Genomic DNA, 16,196 nt, shown 5'->3' with positions numbered 1-16,196 from the left:
ACGGGGGTCAGTCGGTGCCCTGTGGGAACACCACCACCGGGTTGGCGGTGCCGCGCGCATTCACGGTGACCTGTTTCGTGACGGTCTTGCCGTTCAGCGTGGCTTCCATCTTGTACTGCCCCGGCGGCGCCTTCACCAGCATGTAGGGGCCGTCGGCCTGCGCGTCGAACACGACGTCGCCTTCCCTGTCCATCAGCTTGACCTGCGTGTCGGCGGTGAACTGGTTCTTCGAGCCGGCCTTCTCGTAGATCTCGATCGCGAGCGGGTAGTCGCGCTTGGCGTCCTTGAACGCCGGCACCTCTTCATAGGCCACGCCGCCGGTCACGTAGGTGATGTCGCCGGCCTGCTTGGCAGCAGGCAATGGGGCGCGGTCGTCCTGGGCCCAGGCGGCGGTGCCGGACGCGATGGCGAGGGCGGCGGCGAGCGGGGCGAGCAGAGACTTGTGGCTGTTCATGGTGGAGTCCTTTCTTGTCGTGAAAGTGAACTTCATTGGACTGCACGAGATGCGTCGCGTGCCTGGGACGAGGCCGATGCTGTGGGACGGGCAGTGGAGCACGGGCGTGTCAGTCCAGAGGCCGTGAGGTGTAGGACCGCACTGGCCATCCAGTGGCCGCGTCGTCGATACAGATGTACTTGAAATCGTGATCTGCGGCCGACCCTCTTGGCACGTCGATCTGCTTCACGTGTAATCCGCCGGCCGCGTCGTCAAAGCAGTCGTCCTTGGTCGTAGAGAGGGTGGATGGCGCGGCCTGATCCACCACCCCACACGCGATCCACCCGATGAAGAAGACGACCCATGCAGGGGTCATTGCTGTTGCGACCTGCCTGCTTCTGCCCACGGCCCCTTGCCGCGCCGACATACCACCTCCGCTGGTGTCGGACGGCCAACTGCTGGACGAATACGACCAGACCGGCAAACCGGATCACCTGAGCGCACCGCGCATCGCCGTTGATCAGAATGGCGCACAGCGCTGGCGCTGGCCGACCGCGCCGTTCGGCACGACGGCACCGGAGATGAATCCCGACGGCCTCGGAACCTTCATACAGGACCTGCGATTCCCGGGGCAGTATGCGGGTGTGGAGAGTGGACCTTGGTACAACCATTTCCGCAGCTACGACACCTCGAAAGGCAGCTATGTGCAGGCAGACCCGATCGGGCTGGCTGGCGGAAGCTTCTCGGCATACAGCTACGTGGAAGGCAACCCGCTGGCCCTCGTCGATCCGGACGGACTTGACCCCTGGTACCGCGACCAGCCTTGGGAGAACCATCCGTTCTTTGCTTTCAACAAGCGGAGAGACGAGGTTGCCCGTCAAGCGGAGGCCAACATCAGGAGTCCGAACTGGGGGAAATTTCGTGCGAACCCGGCCTGGAATTTCATCGGTCGGTTCAAGTGCAACATCTTCGTGGACGACATGTTGAATCGCTCTGGAGCAGGTCCTGGACTGGCCTCCAATGGAAATCCATGGCTGGCGCAAGATTGGTGGAACGGTGTTGTTCCAGGTTATGAGCGAGTGCCACGATCCTTCGTTCAGCGTGGCGACATCGCGGTTCAACGCATGCTCGGAGGCCAAGGCTACAGTGGCCATGTAGGCATCGTCGTGAGTTCCAATGAGACGGTCTCGCAAAGTTCGTACACCAACGATGTCGATCGATCGCCTTGGGGCTTTCGACCGCATGAGCGCGATCAAGTGATCTTCTATCGCTGTGCTTGCACCAAATAGCTCGGAGGATGTCTGTGTTGAATCGTTGGTGTGCCGTGGTTCTGGCTGCAGTTCCGTTGCTTTCGAGCTGCGGCAGGCAGGAGCCCGTTACAGCCAGCACAAGCATCTTCCTGGCCGCGGCAGCAGGCCAGGTCGAGATACTCAAGCAACTTTCGACATCACAAGAGGTCGATGCGGTAGACGCTTCCGGCTACACACCGTTGATGCTGGCAGCCATCGGCGGCCACGCAGACGCAATGCGCTATCTCGTCTCAAGGGGAGCGAACGTGAATGCCAAGCATCGCCCTTCAGGGGCCGACCTCTTGATGCTGGTGACGGCATCGCCAAAGGGCTCTTCTGAAGAGGCCCTGAGTTACCTGCTTCAACAAGGTCTTTCGCCGAACTACAGCACTCCCTCGGGTGAGACAGCGCTCCAGTTCGCGACGGAGATGAAGAACGAGGTGGCAGTAGCCCGACTGCTTGATGCTGGCGCCGTTCCCACGGCCAGGGCGTTGCAGGTGGTCGATGCGGCGAGCTACCCCGATGCAGTCATCCGCGAGCGAGTCCGGGTTGCTGCTTCTCGCACGCTGGGATCTCGCTGACGACGACACATCGTTCAGTCGTCCCGACTGCGAACTGATCCGGTGCCCATCGAACTGATCGCCGATGAGATCGCCGAGTTGCAGAAGCGGCACGGCTACCTCACCAACCCCCAGGGCGATCGACGGGCTGCAGAGTCATGGAACTGAAAAAGCCGACCCGAAGGTCGGCTTTTGCGAGTTGCGCGAACCGGTCAGCCCAGGTTCACCGGCACGAAGATCCGCTCGCCGTCGCGCTCGACCAGCAGCGCCACGCTCTTCGGCTTGCCGGCCATCACGGCCCGCACCTGCTCGATCGACGTGACCGGCTTGCCGTTGATCGCCAGCAGCACGTCACCCGCCTCGATGCCGGCGCGTGCGGCCGGACCATCGGCGTTCTCGACCACCAGGCCCTGCTCCAGCTTGCTCTGGCGCTTTTCCTCGCGCGTCAGCTGGCGCAGCGACAGGCCCAGCTGCACGCCCTGCGAATCGCCGCCGTTGGCCGACGCCACATCCTCGTCCGGATCAGCACCGCCCAGCTTCACGTCGATCGAGCGCTCGGCCCGGTCGCGCCACACGCTCAGCTTCACCTTGTCGCCGGGCGCCGCCAATCCGATGCGGCTCGACAACGCACCCGAGCGCACGATCGGGTCGCCGTTCACCGCGGTGATCACGTCGCCCGGCTTCAGGCCGGCCTTCTCGGCGGCGCTGTCCTTGCTGACCTTCGCGACCAGCGCGCCATCGGGGCGCTTCATGCCGAAGGATTCGGCCAGGCTCTGGTTCACGTCCTGCACCGCGACGCCCAGGCGGCCGTGCGTCGCGCGGCCGGTCGCGACGATCTGGTCCTTCACCTTCAGCGCGACGTTGATCGGGATCGCGAAGCTCAGGCCCTGGAAGCCGCCGGTCTGCGAGTAGATCTGCGCATTGATGCCGATCACCGCGCCGCTGCCGTCGAACAGCGGGCCGCCGGAGTTGCCGGGGTTCACCGCCGCATCGGTCTGGATGAACGGCACGACAGCGTCGCCGGGCAGCGAGCGGCCCTTCGCGCTGATGATGCCGGTGGTCGCGGTCTGCTCGAAGCCGTACGGCGCGCCGATCGCCAGCACCGGGTCGCCGACCTCGATGTTCTGCGGATCGCCCAGGCGCACGATCGGCAGGTCCTTGGCCTGGATGCGCAGCACCGCGATGTCGGTGGCCGCATCGGAGCCCAGCACCTTGGCCGAGAACTCGCGGCGGTCGCTGAGCTTGACGGTCACTTCCTTCGCCTCGCGCACCACGTGGGCGTTGGTCAGGATCAGGCCGTCGGCGCTGATGATGAAGCCCGACCCCTGGCCGCGGAACGGCACCGACGGGTTGCCGCGCTGGCCGCGCTGCTGGAAGCCCGGCAGGCCGCGGAAGAACTGGAAGAACGGATCGTTCTCGGCGCCGGGCGGCAGGCCCTGCTGCTGTTGCTCTTCGGCCGAGGCCTTGTGCAGGCCGGCCACGGTGACGCCGACCACGGCCGGGCCGGACGTCGCGACGATCGCGCGGTAGTTGGGCACCTGCCCGGCGGCCGGCAGCATCGGCACCGGGGCCGGCGCGGTGCTGGTGACGGCCACCGGCTTCGCGTCGGATTTGCTCTTCAGCCACTCGGGCGTCAGGCTGAAGGCGCCGGCCGATCCGGCGGCCAGCACGCCGGCTGCAGCGAGCGCAGCGGTCAACGACTTCATCTTCATGTGATCTCCTGGGGACAAGCGTCGCGGGGGATTCCGCATGAGACGAAAGATAAGGGTGGGCGGTTAGAACTCGATTAGGGAATGGTGAGGCGAGGATTAAGACCGCGGCGCCAGCACCGTCGCGACACAGTCCCCGAACCCGATGCGCCGCTGCCCGTCGCGCTCGCAGAACGCCCGCAGCCCGACGCTGTCGCCATCCTGCAGGAAGCGCCGCGTCTCGCCATTCGGTAGAGTGATCGGCACCTTGCCGCCTTGCGTCAGCTCCAGCAGCGAACCGCCCTGCGCCGGCAACGGGCCCGATTGCGTGCCGCTGCCCAGCAGGTCGCCGGGCCGCAGGTTGCAGCCGTTGCTGCTGTGGTGCGCCACCAGCTGCGCGAGCGTCCAGTACGCGTCGCGGAAGTTCGACTGCATCAGCCGCACCGCGGCATCGCCGCGCTCGCGCATCGCCGGCGTCTGCAGCCACACCTCGAGCGCGATGTCGATCGCGCCCTGCGCGCGGTTGGCTTCGCCGTCGAGGTGGGGCAGCGGCTGCGGCCGGTCGGCGGCGCGCTCGAATGGCCGGCGGAACGGCTGCAGCGCCTCCATCGTGACGATCCACGGCGACAGCGTGGTCGCGAAGTTCTTCGCGAGGAAAGGCCCGAGCGGCTGGTACTCCCAGGCCTGCACGTCGCGCGCCGACCAGTCGTTCAGCAGCACCAGCCCGGCCAGGTGCTGTTCGGCCTGCGCCATCGGGATCGGCTCGCCCGGTGCATTGCCCGGGCCGACGATCGCGCCGAGTTCCAACTCGTAATCCAGCCGCTGGCACGGTCCGAACACCGGGACCGCGGCGTCGGCCTTGTACTGCCCGCGCGGCCGATGGAAGTCCTGCCCGCTGACCTGCAGCGACGAACTGCGGCCGTGGTAGCCGATCGGCACCCACTCGTAGTTCGGCAGCAGCGGCTGGTCGGGCCGGAACAGCTTGCCGACCGCCGTCGCATGGTGGATGCCGGTGAAGAAATCGGTGTAGTCGCCAACCTCGCACGGCAGCGCCATCTCGGCCTGCGCCTGCGGCACCAGGCACGGCTGCAGCCACCGCTCGCTGTCGGCGCCTTCGCGCAAGGCCAGCGACAGCGCGCTGCGCAGCGTGCGGCGCGCCTCGGCGCCGAGCGCGATGAACGCGTTCAGCTCGCCGCGCGCGAGCGGCTCGAGCAGCGGCGCCACCTGCGGCGACCACGGCCCGGCCTCGCGCGCGAGCCGCAGGTCGAGCACCGCCTCGCCGATCGCGATGCCGGCACGCAGCGGCTCGTCGCTGCCGCGACGCCGGAAGCGACCGAGCGGCAGGTTCTGCAGCGGAAAATCGCCCAGCGGGTCGTTGGCCGACGCCACCCAGCTGCGCAGCGCTGCGTCGTGCGTGGCATCGAGGCCGTCGGTGTCGAGGCCGCTCATTGGAAGCCGTCCTTCAGGTTGCGCCAGCAGTCCGCATAGGCGGCATCGAGCGCGCCGCCGTTCATCGCCCACTCGGTCGGACGGAAGCGGTAGCGGCTCTCGAACATGAAGGCCAGCGTGTTGTCGAGCTTGTGCGGCGCGAGCGGCGCGTTCGATGCGCGTTCGAACGCATCGGCATCCGGGCCGTGCGGCACCATGCAGTTGTGCAGGCTCGCGCCGCCGGGCCGGAAGCCTTCAGGCTTGGCGTCGTACTGGCCGTGCACCAGCCCCATGAACTCGCTCATCAGGTTGCGGTGGTACCAGGGCGGGCGGAAGGTGTCCTCGGCCACCAGCCAGCGTGGCGGGAAGATCACGAAGTCGCAGTTGGCCGTGCCCGGCGTGTCGCTCGGCGAGGTCAGCACCGTGAAGATCGACGGGTCCGGGTGGTCGAAGCTGATCGAGCCGATCGTCATGAAATGGGCGGTGTCGTACTTCAGCGGCACCAGGTTGCCGTGCCAGCCGACCACGTTGAACGGCGACGCCGTGCAGCGCGCCGCCCACAGCCGGCCGCCATATTTCTTGATCAGCTCGTGCGGCGCCGCGTCCTGCTCGAAGGCCGCGGCCGGCGCGAGGAAATCGCGCGGGTTCGCGAGGCCGTTGCTGCCGATCGGCCCGAGCTCCGGCAGCCGGAAGTGCGCGCCGTGGTTCTCGCACACATACACCCGCGACGGCCCGTCGACCGCCACCTTGAAGGCCATGCCACGCGGCAGCAGCGCGATCTCGCCGGGCGCCACCTGCAGCACGCCGAGTTCGGTCGTGATCCTCAACGCGCCCTGTTGCGGCACCAGCAGCATCTCGCCATCGGCGTTAACGAAGGCGCGCTGCGTCATCGAGCGGTTGACGAACGCGATGTGCGCGGCCATGCCGGTCTGCGCATCGACGTCGCCGTTGACGACGATGCTGCGCAGCCCGTCGACGAAATCCAGCGGCTCGGCGGCCGCGTCGGGCACCGGCGTCGGCGACCAGCGCAGCGGATCGGGCGGCGCATCGACCCCCTCGGCGGCGCCGCTCTTCCACCACGGCTGCGCATGCGGCGCGTAGCCGCCGACCACCACCGATGGCTGGCGGCGGTACATCCAGGTGCGGCGGTTCTCGGCGCGCGGCGCGGTGAACGCCGAGCCGCTCAGCAGCTCGGCATACAGGCCGTGCGCCGCCTTCTGCGGGCTGTTGCGGCCCGCGGGCAGCACGCCGGGCACCGCCTCGCTCGCGAACTGGTTGCCGAAGCCGCTCTGGTAGCGCAGGGGGTCGGGGGATGCCATCGGGTGTCTCCTTGAATCGCGGCTTGATCTTCGCCGGCATATTCGTTACTGTCTAATTCATTCTACATATCCAAATTCAGCCCGATGCCCGAAACCCCCAACACCCCCCGTGGCATCCAGAGCATCGAGGTCGGCGGCCAGCTGCTGCGTGCGCTCGCCCACCACGGCCGGCCGATGGCGCTGAAGGACCTGGCGCGCGAGGCCGGCATGGCGCCGGCGAAGGCGCACCCCTACCTCGTCAGCTTCGGCAAGCTCGGGCTGATCGCGCAGGACGCCGCGTCGGGCCGCTACGGCCTGGGCCCGCTCGCGATGGAGCTCGGGCTGATCAGCCTGCAGCAGTTCGACCCGCTGCGCCTGGCCACGCCGCTGCTGCCGGCACTGGCCGCGCAGGTCGGCCACACCGTCGCGATCGCGGTGTGGGGCAACCGCGGGCCGACCATCGTGCGCGTCGAGGAAGCGCCGTCCGCGGTGCACGTCAACATGCGCCACGGCACCGTGATGTCGATGCGCGGCACCGCGTCGGGCCTGCTGTTCGCCGCCCACCTGCCGCCGGCGCGGCTGCGCGAGGTGCTGGCGCAGGAACCGCACGGCGGCCGGCGCACGCTGGACGCCGCCTTCAGCGCGCAGCTGGCCACCATCCGCAGCGACGGCCTGAGCCGCGTCGTCGACGGCGCGGTGCCCGGCGTCAGCGCGATGGCGGCGCCGGTGTTCGACCTGCACGGCGACCTGGTGCTGAGCCTGGCCGCGATCGGCCCGAACGCCACCTTCGACACCCGGCCCGACGGCCCGCTCGCCCGCGCGCTGAAGGCCTGCGCCGCGCAGGTGTCGCGCCAGCTCGGGGCACCGGTATAGTCGCCGGCTGACAAATCAATCGGAGCGAGGGATGGGAGTTCAACGCCAACGGCAATCCGGCGCACGCGTGCGCGCATCCTGGGTCAGCCTGCTCGTCGCAGCGGCCACCCTCACCGCGTGCGGCGGCAGCTCCGACGAATCCGGCAACCGCCTCGCGTCGGCATCGCAGTACGCCCAGCAGTGCGCGCCGACCAACTCCGACGCGTCGGCGGCGAACCGCACCGGCAGCCTCGATACCGAAAAACTGTGGATGCGCGCCTACCTCGGCGACGCCTACCTCTGGTACGACGAGATCCCGAACATTGCTTCGAACGCAGCGCAGTTCAGCAACACCGCCGACGTCTACGGCTCGCTCGACAACTATTTCGAAGCGCTGAAGACGCCCAGCGTCACCGCCAGCGGTGCGCGCAAGGACCGGTTCAGCTTCCTGATCCCGACCGACACCTCCACCGCGCTGTTCGACTCCGGCGTCGAAGCCGGCACCGGTGTCAACTGGCGCATGCTGTCGTCGCGCGCGCCGCGCGGGCTGCGCGTGTCGTACGTGACGCCGGGCACCGAGGCCGCCACCAAGGGCGTGCTGCGCGGCGACACGCTGGTGACCGTCGACGGCGTGTCGGCCGACGACGAAACCGCGGCCGGCGTCGGCGTGCTCAATGCCGCGCTGTTTCCGGGCAACACCGGTGGCACGCACAGCTACGTCTTCAGCCGCGCAGGCGTCGGCCAGGTCACCGTCTCGATGACGACGGCCGCCATCACGACGAAGCCGGTGCTGAACTACAGCGTGATCGACACCGGTGCCGGCAAGGTCGGCAACATCGTGTTCACGTCGCACGTGGCGCCGGCCGAGGCGCAGCTGATCGAAGCGTTCGCGGCGCTGAAGGCGCAGGGCGCGACCGACCTGGTGCTCGACCTGCGCTACAACGGCGGCGGCTACCTCTACATCGCAAGCGAGCTGGCCTACATGATCGCCGGCCCGGCGCGCACCAGCGGCAAGACCTTCGAGAAGCTCAACTACAACGCGAAGCGCACGTCGGACAACGCCCGGGCGCCCTACCCGTTCGAGGCCACCAGCACCACCAACGCAGCGCTGCCGACGCTCGACCTGGCGCGCGTCTACGTGCTGACCACCAGCGAGACCTGCTCGGCCAGCGAATCGGTGATCAACGGCCTGCGCGGCGTCGATGTCGACGTGCGGCAGATCGGCAGCACGTCCTGCGGCAAGCCCTACGGCTTCGCGGCGCAGGACAACTGCGGCATCTCGTACTTCCCGATCGAGTTCAAGGGCGTCAACGCGAAAGGCTTCGGCGACTATGCCGACGGCTTCACGCCGAACGGCGCCGGCGCGACCGGCATCGCCGGCTGCACCGCTGCAGACGACTTCACGCAGCCGCTCGGCAGTGCGAACGAGGGCATGCTGAAGGCCGCGCTCGGCTACCGCGCGAACGGCACCTGCCCGGTGGCCGCCTCGCAGGAATCTCCGCAGGCACTGGGCGTCCTGGCGGGCCGCGGCGCCCCGCTGCGCGGCCGGCCGCTGCTCAGCAACCGCTTCCTCACGCCGTCGCGCTGACGAAACCCTCGACGAGCGCCGCGAACCGCTCCGGCTGCTCGACGACGCTGAGGTGCGAGGCCTCGGCCAGCACCTCGAGCCGCGCGCCGGCAATGCGTTCGGCGATCGCCTGCGACATCGCGACCGGCGCACCCACGTCCAGCTCGCCGGCGATCACCAGCGTTGGGCAGCGCACCTGCGGCAGCCGGTCGAGCCAGTCCACGTCGCGCACCGCGTGGCAGGTCGCGGCATAGCCGGCGGCCGAGGTTCGCAGCAGCGCGGCGCGAAATGCCGCCAGCGCCTGCGGCTGCCCGCTGCGGAAGCCGGCGTGGAAGTAGCGCTCCATCACCATGTCGGCAATCGCCGCCAGCCCGCCCTGTTCGACGGCCGCGATGCGCTGCGCCCAGGCGGCCTGCGCCGCCTCGGGGTAGCGCGCGGTGGTGTTGGCCAGCACCAGCGAGCGCACCAGGTCCGGATGGCGGATCGCGAGGCCCTGGCCGACCATGCCGCCGAGCGACAGCCCGACCCAGATCACCGGCCCGACGCCCCATTCGCGGATCACGCGGGCCGCGTCGTCGACCAGCTCGTCCATGCGGTAGGGCCCCGCCGGCACCGCCGAGCCGCCGTGGCCGCGGTGGTCGTAGCGCAGCACCTCGTGGCGTGGCGCGAGCGTGGCGGCGAGCGTGTCCCACATGCCCAGGTCGAGGCCGAGCGCATGGCTCAGCAGCACCGGCGACCCCCGGCCCTGCAGCGCGACCTTCAGCTGCGGCCGGCTGAAGGTGTGGTGGCTCGACGCGCGCACGCCGGCCGACAGCGGTGCCGGCGGCGGCAGCAGGCCTTCGTCGCGCAGGATCTGCGTGGTCAGCTTGAACGCGGTGTTGGCGGCCGGCACGCCGCAGTAGATCGCGCCCTGCATCAGGGTTTCGCGGATCTGCTCGACCGGCACGCCGCCGCGCACCGCGGCGCGGCAATGCAACTCGAATTCCTCCCAGCGCGCGAGGCCCATCGTCATGCCCAGCACCAGCAGCCGGCGCGTCGTGGTGTCGAGCCCCGGGCGGCCCCAGATGTCGTGCCACGCGTAGCGCGTGATCAGCGACTGGAAATCGGCGTTGAAGGCCGACGTGCCGTCGAGCGACTGGTCGACCCACGCATCGCCCAGCACCGCGCGGCGGTTCTTCAGGCCGCGGTCGAAATCATCCTGTTGCTCCGCCATGACGGCCCCTTTCGAGAATGGATTCAATGCGGCAACCAGGCCGACCACGGCGCGTCGGCGGCCAGTGCATCGGCGCGCTGCTGCCACAGCGCGAGCTGCGGGTCGGCCACGCGGCTCGCGTGCGCCGCGGCGAGGTCGGCATCGAACAGCGCGTCGACCTGCCCGGCGTCGAGCTGCGAGCGCAACGCGTCGTCCCGGGCCAGCGCCTGCAGCAGCACCTCGCGCAGCGACCGCGCGCCGGCCACCGCCTCGTGCGACCACGCCTCGAGCAGCGCATGCGCGCGCGCCTTGCCCAGTTGCAGCGCCAGCTGCATCGCGACCGCTTCGGCGAACACCAGCCCGTGCTGCGCATCGATGTGGTGGCGCATCCTCACGGCATCGACCTGCAGGCCCGGCGCGGCATCGGCCAGCGCCTTCAGCGCGCCATGCACGCCGAGGTAGAGCCCCGCGGTTTCGGCCAGCTCGGCCTGCCAGTTGCCGAGGCCGCGCTCATGCTCCTGCACCATCGCGGCCAGCAGCGCGGCCACGCGGTGCGGCGTGCGCAGCGCCCCGGCCAGCGCCGTCATCGCAGCCACCGGGTTGCGCTTGTGCGGCATCGTCGACGAGCCGCCGCGGCCGGCACCCGACGGCTCGGCCAGCTCGCCGAGTTCGCCCTGCGCCATCAGTGAAATGTCTTTCGCGATCTTGCCGAGCGCGCCGGCCAGCACGCCGAGCTCGCCGGCCAGCGAGGCCAGCTCGTCGCGCTGCGTGTGCCACGGGCCGGGCGGCAGCCGCAGGCCGAGCTCGTCGGCCACGCGCCGGGCGACGGCCGGGCCTCGCTCGCCCATCGCCGACAGCGTGCCGACCGCACCGCCCAGCTGCAGCTGCAGCGCCTGCAGCCCCGCGTCGCGCAGCCGCTGCCGGCAGCGCAGCAGCGGTGCGATCCAGGCCACCAGCTTGAAATCGACGCTGACCACCTGCGCCGGCTGCATCAGCGTGCGCGCCAGCACCGGCACGCCGCGGTGTTGCCGCGCCAGCGCCAGCAGCGCGGCGGCGAGCGCGCCCAGGTCGCGGTCGACCAGCGCCAGCGCACGGCGCGCCGTCAGCGCCATGCCGGTGTCGATGACGTCCTGGCTGGTGCTGCCCCAGTGAACGAAGCCGGCGGCGTCGGCATCGAACAGGCCGACCGCCTGCGTCAGCGCCTTGACCAGCGGGATCGCGAGGCTGCCGGCGCGGCCGCTCGCATCGACCAGGGCATCCAGGTCGTACAGCTCGGCCTTGCAGACGCCGGCGATGGCCTGCGCGGCCGCGGCCGGCACCAGGCCTTCGGCGGCCTGGGCACGCGCCAGCGCCGCCTCGAAGTCGAGCATGGCCTGCAGCACCGAGGGCGGCGAGAACACCGCCGACATCTCGGGCGTCGACAGGAAGCGCTCGAAAACCGATGGCCCCGTCGACATCGCCCGCCTCCGCTCAGGCGGCCGCAGCCTGCGTCTTCAGCTGCGTCTTGCGGTCGCTCAGGCGCTGCAGGCAGCTCAGCGACCCGAGGTGGGCGTAGATCAGCGCCAGCATGCCGTTGCGGTACAGCTCGAGCACCGCGGCATCGGGCAACGCGCGCAGCTTGTCTTCGTCGACCACCTGGAAGCCGTCGACCGAGAAGGTCTCGCCGTCGTTCAGCGTTCCTTCGGCGCGCATGCCCTTCAGCAGGTCGAGCTCGCGCAGGCGCTGGCAGAACAGCGGCGTGCGCTGCGCTTCCTGGTCGTACAGCTCGAGCAGCTTCATCGCGTTGGTCAGCGTCTCGGTCGGCTCGCCAGCGGCGGTGAGCAGCGGCACGCCCTCGGGGCCGTCGACCAACCCGGGGTAGCTTTCATCGACGACCACCGACAGCCCCTCGCCGGTGCCGTCGTCGCGCGCGGCCCGCGTCAGGCCCAGCGGGTAGCAGCGCAACGCGGCCGGCACGTAGCGGCCGAACCACTGGCTGCCTTGGACGAACAGGTTCTCGCCGGCCGACAGCCCCAGCAGCACGACCGGGTTCAGCTGCGGGCTGCCGTCTTCGTTGGTGCCGCTGTTGACGAACAGGATCGGGTATTCCTTGCCGGCCTCGACGAACTCGCCGAAGGTGCAGAACAGCGCGTTCATGCCGGCGGCCACCGACACGTCCAGCGGCAGCAGGTGCTTGCCGGCATGGCGCGTGCGGTCGAGCAGCGCGGGCTTCTTGTAGAGGGCAGTGATCATTGAACTTCAGCTCCAGGGGGCAAGGCGGTGGCCATCACCTTGTCGACGCGCTTGCCGTCCAGGTCGACCACCTCGAAACGCCAGCCTTCCCAATCCACCGTGTCGGCGGTCTTGGGCAGCCGGCCCAACAACAACATGATCATGCCGGCCAGCGTGTTGTAGCGGCCGCGGTCTTCCTCGGGCAGCTCCTTCAGCGCCAGCCGGTCCTTCAGTTCGGGCACCGGGATCAGGCCGTCGAACAACCAGCTCTCGTCGGCGCGCTGCACCGCCCAGGCCTCGCCGTCGGCCGGGGTCGTGAACTCGCCGGTGATCGCCTCCAGCACGTCGCGCACCGTGATGACGCCCTGCACCTCGCCGTACTCGTCGACCACGAAGACGAGCTGGGCCGACGACGCGCGGAACTGCTCCAGCAGCTCCATGCCCGACAGCGTCTCCGGCACGAACACCGGCGCCTGCAGGCCTTCGGTCAGCGCCAGCGGCCGGCCCTGCAACGACTGCTGCAGCAGCGTCTGCGCCGAGATCACGCCGACCACGTCGCTCAGGCTGCCGCGGCACACCGGGTAGCGCGAATGCTCCTGGTCGCCGATCACCTTCAGCACGTCGTTCAGGTCGGCCGCGGCGTCGAGCCAGGTGATTTCGGTGCGCGGGATCATCATCGAGCCGACCTGGCGGTCGTCGAGGCGGAACACGTTGCGCACCATCTGGTGCTCCTGCGCCTCGATCACGCCGGCGTCCAGGCCTTCCTCGAGGCTGGCGGCGATCTCTTCCTCGGTCACCGAGCGGCTCGGGCCGCCGCGGATGCCCAGCAGGCGCAGCGTGCCTTCGGTGCAGAACGACAGCAGCTTGACGAAGGGGCGCGCCGCCATCGACAGCCATTCCATCGGCTGCGCGACCAGCCGGGCCACGTTCTCGGGATACATCTGCCCGAGCCGCTTGGGCACGAGCTCGCCGAAGATGATCGTCAGGAAGGTGATGCACATCACCACCAGGGCGGTGGCGGTGATGCCGGAGGCCTTCTCGCGGATGTCGAACGTCAGATGGATCCACGCGGCGAGCGGTTCGGAGAACGCCGCCTCGCCGACGATGCCGTTGAGCACGCCGATCGACGTGATGCCGATCTGCACGGTGGACAGGAACTTGGTGGGGTTTTCGTGCAGGTCCATCGCGGCGCGGGCACCGTCGTCGCCGGTTTCCACCATGACTTGCAGGCGAGCCTTGCGGCTGGCGGTGAGCGCCATTTCCGACATGGCGAACAGACCGTTGAGGATGATCAGGAAAACGAGGAGCGCTATGTCCATGGAAGCACGCTGCCGGGGCCCGGCCCGGAACGCGCAAAACGACGAAGGCCGCAAGGGTAGCAGATGGCGCCGGCAGGGGCGTGACGGGGTGGGCGGGCAGAATCCCCGCGATGAACTACCTGATCGGTGACCTGCAGGGCTGCTGCGACCCGCTGGAGCGGCTGCTCGAGAAGATCGGCTTCTCCGCGTCGCGCGACCACGCCTGGCTGCTGGGCGACCTGGTGAACCGCGGCCCGGCCTCGCTGCGCACGCTGCGGCGGCTGCAGCAGCTGGGCTCGTCGGCGACCTGCCTGCTGGGCAACCACGACCTGCACCTGCTGGCGGTGGCGCATGGCGTGCGGCAGCCGGGGCGGCGCGACACGCTGGGCGAGATCCTGGCGGCGCCGGACCGCGCGGCGCTGGTCGACTGGCTGCGCTGGCAGCGCATGGCGGTGCACGCCCACGGCTGGCTGATGGTGCACGCCGGCGTGGCACCGCAGTGGGACCTGGCGACCACGCTGGCGCTGGCCGGCGAGGTGGAGCAGCGGCTGCGCAGCGACGACCTGCTGGGCTTCCTGCAGGTGATGTACGGCAACGAGCCTTCGCGCTGGGACGAAGGCCTGCAGGGCGCCGACCGGCTGCGTTTCGCGGTGAACGTGCTGACGCGCATCCGCTTCGTGGCCGCCGACGGCACGCTTGACATGTCGAGCAACGAGGGCGCCGATGCCGCGCCGCCGGGGCGGTTCGCCTGGTTCGACGCGCCGCAGCGCCGCACCGCCGGCGTGCCGATCGCGTTCGGCCACTGGTCGACGCTCGGGCTGACGCTGCGGCCCGACCTGATGGCGCTGGACACCGGCTGCGTGTGGGGCGGGCAGCTCACGGCGGTGCGGCTGGGTGACGGGAGCGCGCCGCCCGAGGGGAGCGCGCCGCCCGAGGTGGTCCAGGTGGACTGCGAGCAGGTGCAGAAGCCGGGCTGACGCGCGGGGCGGGACTACAATCCCGGCCTCTTGCCCGACAGCGGAGAGATGGCCGAGCGGTTTAAGGCACTGGTCTTGAAAACCAGCGACGGGCAACTGTCCGTGGGTTCGAATCCCACTCTCTCCGCCACCGTTGCCGTACGGTCGTCACACTGTTGCGCCTCATGAGCGTCCCCGCCCCATGCTCGGAAATGCACTCAAGCTGGCCGCCATCGCGGCGGTCCTCTTCGTCGGCTACAAGGGCCTGGAGGTCTACTCCGCCTTGAAGTTCGCCGATCACCTGAACGCCTGCACCAGCTCGCAGCAGCTGTGTCAGCTGGCGACAAGGCAGGCGTCCGCGGCCGAGATCGGGACGGCCATGCGAGAGACCTTCGCCTGCGTCAAGCAGAAGCAATCCTGGTTCGAGCCGCTCTTCTTTCCGATCAACAAGCAGCTGTCCGACCCGCCGGCCGGCAGCGTCGACTACCGCCAGCTCGACGGGCTGTGCAAACGGTAGCGCGAGACGCATCGCACCGGCATCAGGCCAGGCCGATGCTCCCGTCCTCATCGTCCGCCCGCAGCCACCCGATGGCCAGCGCGATCAGCACGCCGCCGATCACCCACGCGATCCACCGCCAGTGGCGCGTCGCTTCCACCACCTCGTCGTCGCGCGTCACGCGCACGCATTGGCGAAGCAGCCGCGTCGATTGCACGCGGATCGCGTCGCCATCCTTCAGCCGCTGGTAGGCCGCATACCCGACGGAGCAGCTCGCCACCTCGCCGCCCACCAGGTGCAGCGTGTAGCTGGTGTCGCCCGAGCGGTTGTCGCGGCGCGCGGACTCCTCACCGCGGCGGGTCGATCGGCTCGACCAGGTGAGCCCGGTTCGCCAGCGCCGCATACGGTTCGGGCCAAAACTCCACCAGCCGCGTGACCAGCCCGTCCTGCACCGACGTCTGAACGGTATCAACGGCAGAAAGAATCGGCATGCCGGCATTGTGCCGGCACGCCGGCTCCGTACCTCACAATCCACCGACCCGTCCGCGGCATGAACGGCCGCACCGCCCCCCCCCACACAAGGCGCACATGCCAACGAATCGAAGCGTCTGCAGGTTCATCTTCTGGCTGGCCACCGGCAGCCTCATCGCCTTCTGCCTCACCTTCGGGCTGCCCTTCGTCTCGACGATCGGTGCCGGCAAGATCGTCGAGATGGCCGGCTGCAGGCCGCCCTCCTTCGACATGCAGGCCGTCTGCCCGCCCGGCAGCTACGCCGAGCGCTTCATCCCGCTCAGCCACTGGTTCACGAGTGGCTTCGCGCCCTTCGTCCTGCTGAAGAACTTCGGCGGCCTGCTGGCGGCCTGGGGCGGCGGGTGCGCCGCCATCGGCTTCGCCTGCGCGATGCTCGAGGCGCGACGTTCGCGCTGAC

16 protein-coding genes and 1 tRNA gene are annotated in these 16,196 nt (G+C 69.5%); 8 read left to right on the top strand and 9 right to left on the bottom strand.

The features are described from left to right. Positions 1–7 precede the first annotated feature (7 nt). Positions 8–454 carry a hypothetical protein gene (locus ASC98_RS28460; protein WP_056805576.1) on the bottom strand — a complete coding sequence of 149 codons (447 nt, stop codon included), beginning with the start codon at positions 452–454 and terminating at the stop codon, positions 8–10. Positions 455–780: 326 nt separating this feature from the next. Here ASC98_RS28460 and ASC98_RS29945 point away from each other — a divergent pair, with 326 nt between their 5' ends. Then, positions 781–1,722, top strand: a complete 942-nt coding sequence (locus ASC98_RS29945; RefSeq protein ID WP_082542111.1) for an RHS repeat-associated core domain-containing protein — start codon at positions 781–783, stop codon at positions 1,720–1,722. Positions 1,723–1,730: 8 nt separating this feature from the next. Beyond that, the gene (locus tag ASC98_RS29940; RefSeq protein WP_082542112.1) at positions 1,731–2,303 is read left to right on the top strand and encodes an ankyrin repeat domain-containing protein; all 573 of its coding nucleotides are present in this window, start codon (positions 1,731–1,733) and stop codon (positions 2,301–2,303) included. A 191-nt stretch (positions 2,304–2,494) separates the two neighbouring features. Here ASC98_RS29940 and ASC98_RS28450 read toward each other — a convergent pair whose 3' ends face one another. The 3 genes from ASC98_RS28450 to hmgA form a co-directional block, all read right to left on the bottom strand. Then, positions 2,495–3,994 (bottom strand): Do family serine endopeptidase, encoded by a 1,500-nt coding sequence (locus tag ASC98_RS28450; protein ID WP_056805570.1) that lies wholly within the window; start codon positions 3,992–3,994, stop codon positions 2,495–2,497. A 96-nt stretch (positions 3,995–4,090) separates the two neighbouring features. Further along, positions 4,091–5,419, bottom strand: coding sequence for a fumarylacetoacetase (gene fahA, locus ASC98_RS28445; protein WP_056805567.1), 1,329 nt, complete (start codon positions 5,417–5,419; stop codon positions 4,091–4,093). Continuing rightward, positions 5,416–6,717 carry a homogentisate 1,2-dioxygenase gene (gene hmgA, locus ASC98_RS28440; RefSeq protein ID WP_056805564.1) on the bottom strand — a complete coding sequence of 434 codons (1,302 nt, stop codon included), beginning with the start codon at positions 6,715–6,717 and terminating at the stop codon, positions 5,416–5,418. Before hmgA ends, fahA begins: the two co-directional genes overlap by 4 nt. Positions 6,718–6,801: 84 nt before the next feature. On the opposite strand from hmgA, the gene ASC98_RS28435 reads away from it, so the two are divergent. Together ASC98_RS28435 and ASC98_RS28430 are read left to right on the top strand one after the other, a co-directional pair. Continuing rightward, on the top strand, positions 6,802–7,569 hold the full coding sequence (locus tag ASC98_RS28435; protein WP_157598101.1) for an IclR family transcriptional regulator: 768 nt from the start codon (positions 6,802–6,804) through the stop codon (positions 7,567–7,569). Positions 7,570–7,600: 31 nt separating this feature from the next. After that, positions 7,601–9,136, top strand: coding sequence for a S41 family peptidase (locus ASC98_RS28430; RefSeq protein WP_082542113.1), 1,536 nt, complete (start codon positions 7,601–7,603; stop codon positions 9,134–9,136). On the opposite strand, the gene ASC98_RS28425 is transcribed toward ASC98_RS28430, so the two are convergent. Genes ASC98_RS28425 through ASC98_RS28410 form a run of 4 tightly spaced genes read right to left on the bottom strand, consistent with a single transcriptional unit; the run spans position 9,120 to position 13,837 of the window. Then, positions 9,120–10,328: an alpha/beta fold hydrolase gene (locus ASC98_RS28425; protein ID WP_056805555.1), complete on the bottom strand. Its 1,209-nt coding sequence runs from the start codon at positions 10,326–10,328 to the stop codon at positions 9,120–9,122. The two genes, ASC98_RS28430 and ASC98_RS28425, sit on opposite strands and share 17 nt — an antisense overlap. 23 nt (positions 10,329–10,351) lie before the next feature. After that, on the bottom strand, positions 10,352–11,764 hold the full coding sequence (gene pcaB, locus ASC98_RS28420; RefSeq protein ID WP_056805552.1) for a 3-carboxy-cis,cis-muconate cycloisomerase: 1,413 nt from the start codon (positions 11,762–11,764) through the stop codon (positions 10,352–10,354). A gap of 13 nt (positions 11,765–11,777) precedes the next feature. Further along, a complete protein-coding gene (locus ASC98_RS28415) occupies positions 11,778–12,539 on the bottom strand; it encodes a SapC family protein (RefSeq protein WP_056805549.1) in 762 nt (253 codons plus the stop codon). Further along, positions 12,536–13,837, bottom strand: coding sequence for a hemolysin family protein (locus ASC98_RS28410; protein WP_056805547.1), 1,302 nt, complete (start codon positions 13,835–13,837; stop codon positions 12,536–12,538). The genes ASC98_RS28415 and ASC98_RS28410 overlap by 4 nt, the downstream gene beginning before the upstream one ends. A gap of 110 nt (positions 13,838–13,947) precedes the next feature. On the opposite strand from ASC98_RS28410, the gene ASC98_RS28405 reads away from it, so the two are divergent. From ASC98_RS28405 to ASC98_RS28395, 3 genes are all read left to right on the top strand, one after another. After that, the gene (locus ASC98_RS28405) at positions 13,948–14,793 is read left to right on the top strand and encodes a symmetrical bis(5'-nucleosyl)-tetraphosphatase (protein WP_056805545.1); all 846 of its coding nucleotides are present in this window, start codon (positions 13,948–13,950) and stop codon (positions 14,791–14,793) included. A 42-nt stretch (positions 14,794–14,835) separates the two neighbouring features. Beyond that, positions 14,836–14,923: transfer RNA gene (locus ASC98_RS28400), tRNA-Ser, on the top strand. Positions 14,924–14,974: 51 nt separating this feature from the next. Continuing rightward, positions 14,975–15,289, top strand: coding sequence for a hypothetical protein (locus ASC98_RS28395; RefSeq protein ID WP_056805541.1), 315 nt, complete (start codon positions 14,975–14,977; stop codon positions 15,287–15,289). A 22-nt stretch (positions 15,290–15,311) separates the two neighbouring features. On the opposite strand, the gene ASC98_RS28390 is transcribed toward ASC98_RS28395, so the two are convergent. Continuing rightward, a complete protein-coding gene (locus ASC98_RS28390; protein WP_056805538.1) occupies positions 15,312–15,671 on the bottom strand; it encodes a hypothetical protein in 360 nt (119 codons plus the stop codon). A 185-nt stretch (positions 15,672–15,856) separates the two neighbouring features. Here ASC98_RS28390 and ASC98_RS28385 point away from each other — a divergent pair, with 185 nt between their 5' ends. After that, positions 15,857–16,195, top strand: coding sequence for a hypothetical protein (locus ASC98_RS28385; protein WP_056805535.1), 339 nt, complete (start codon positions 15,857–15,859; stop codon positions 16,193–16,195). Position 16,196 lies beyond the last annotated feature (1 nt).

It is taken from the genome of Rhizobacter sp. Root1238 (assembly GCF_001425825.1).
In the GTDB taxonomy this organism is placed as follows: Bacteria; Pseudomonadota; Gammaproteobacteria; order Burkholderiales; family Burkholderiaceae_C; genus Rhizobacter.
The sequence above is the reverse complement of the archived record's forward strand: the minus strand, read 5'-3'. Positions and strand labels throughout refer to the sequence as shown.

Coding starts and splice junctions, on each gene's coding strand:
- ASC98_RS28460 (WP_056805576.1), bottom strand. CDS start 454: ATGAACAGCCACAAGTCTCTGCTCGCCCCGCTCGCCGCCGCCCTCGCC.
- ASC98_RS29945 (WP_082542111.1), top strand. CDS start 781: ATGAAGAAGACGACCCATGCAGGGGTCATTGCTGTTGCGACCTGCCTG.
- ASC98_RS29940 (WP_082542112.1), top strand. CDS start 1,731: ATGTCTGTGTTGAATCGTTGGTGTGCCGTGGTTCTGGCTGCAGTTCCG.
- ASC98_RS28450 (WP_056805570.1), bottom strand. CDS start 3,994: ATGAAGATGAAGTCGTTGACCGCTGCGCTCGCTGCAGCCGGCGTGCTG.
- fahA (WP_056805567.1), bottom strand. CDS start 5,419: ATGAGCGGCCTCGACACCGACGGCCTCGATGCCACGCACGACGCAGCG.
- hmgA (WP_056805564.1), bottom strand. CDS start 6,717: ATGGCATCCCCCGACCCCCTGCGCTACCAGAGCGGCTTCGGCAACCAG.
- ASC98_RS28435 (WP_157598101.1), top strand. CDS start 6,802: ATGCCCGAAACCCCCAACACCCCCCGTGGCATCCAGAGCATCGAGGTC.
- ASC98_RS28430 (WP_082542113.1), top strand. CDS start 7,601: ATGGGAGTTCAACGCCAACGGCAATCCGGCGCACGCGTGCGCGCATCC.
- ASC98_RS28425 (WP_056805555.1), bottom strand. CDS start 10,328: ATGGCGGAGCAACAGGATGATTTCGACCGCGGCCTGAAGAACCGCCGC.
- pcaB (WP_056805552.1), bottom strand. CDS start 11,764: ATGTCGACGGGGCCATCGGTTTTCGAGCGCTTCCTGTCGACGCCCGAG.
- ASC98_RS28415 (WP_056805549.1), bottom strand. CDS start 12,539: ATGATCACTGCCCTCTACAAGAAGCCCGCGCTGCTCGACCGCACGCGC.
- ASC98_RS28410 (WP_056805547.1), bottom strand. CDS start 13,837: ATGGACATAGCGCTCCTCGTTTTCCTGATCATCCTCAACGGTCTGTTC.
- ASC98_RS28405 (WP_056805545.1), top strand. CDS start 13,948: ATGAACTACCTGATCGGTGACCTGCAGGGCTGCTGCGACCCGCTGGAG.
- ASC98_RS28395 (WP_056805541.1), top strand. CDS start 14,975: ATGCTCGGAAATGCACTCAAGCTGGCCGCCATCGCGGCGGTCCTCTTC.
- ASC98_RS28390 (WP_056805538.1), bottom strand. CDS start 15,671: ATGCGGCGCTGGCGAACCGGGCTCACCTGGTCGAGCCGATCGACCCGC.
- ASC98_RS28385 (WP_056805535.1), top strand. CDS start 15,857: ATGCCAACGAATCGAAGCGTCTGCAGGTTCATCTTCTGGCTGGCCACC.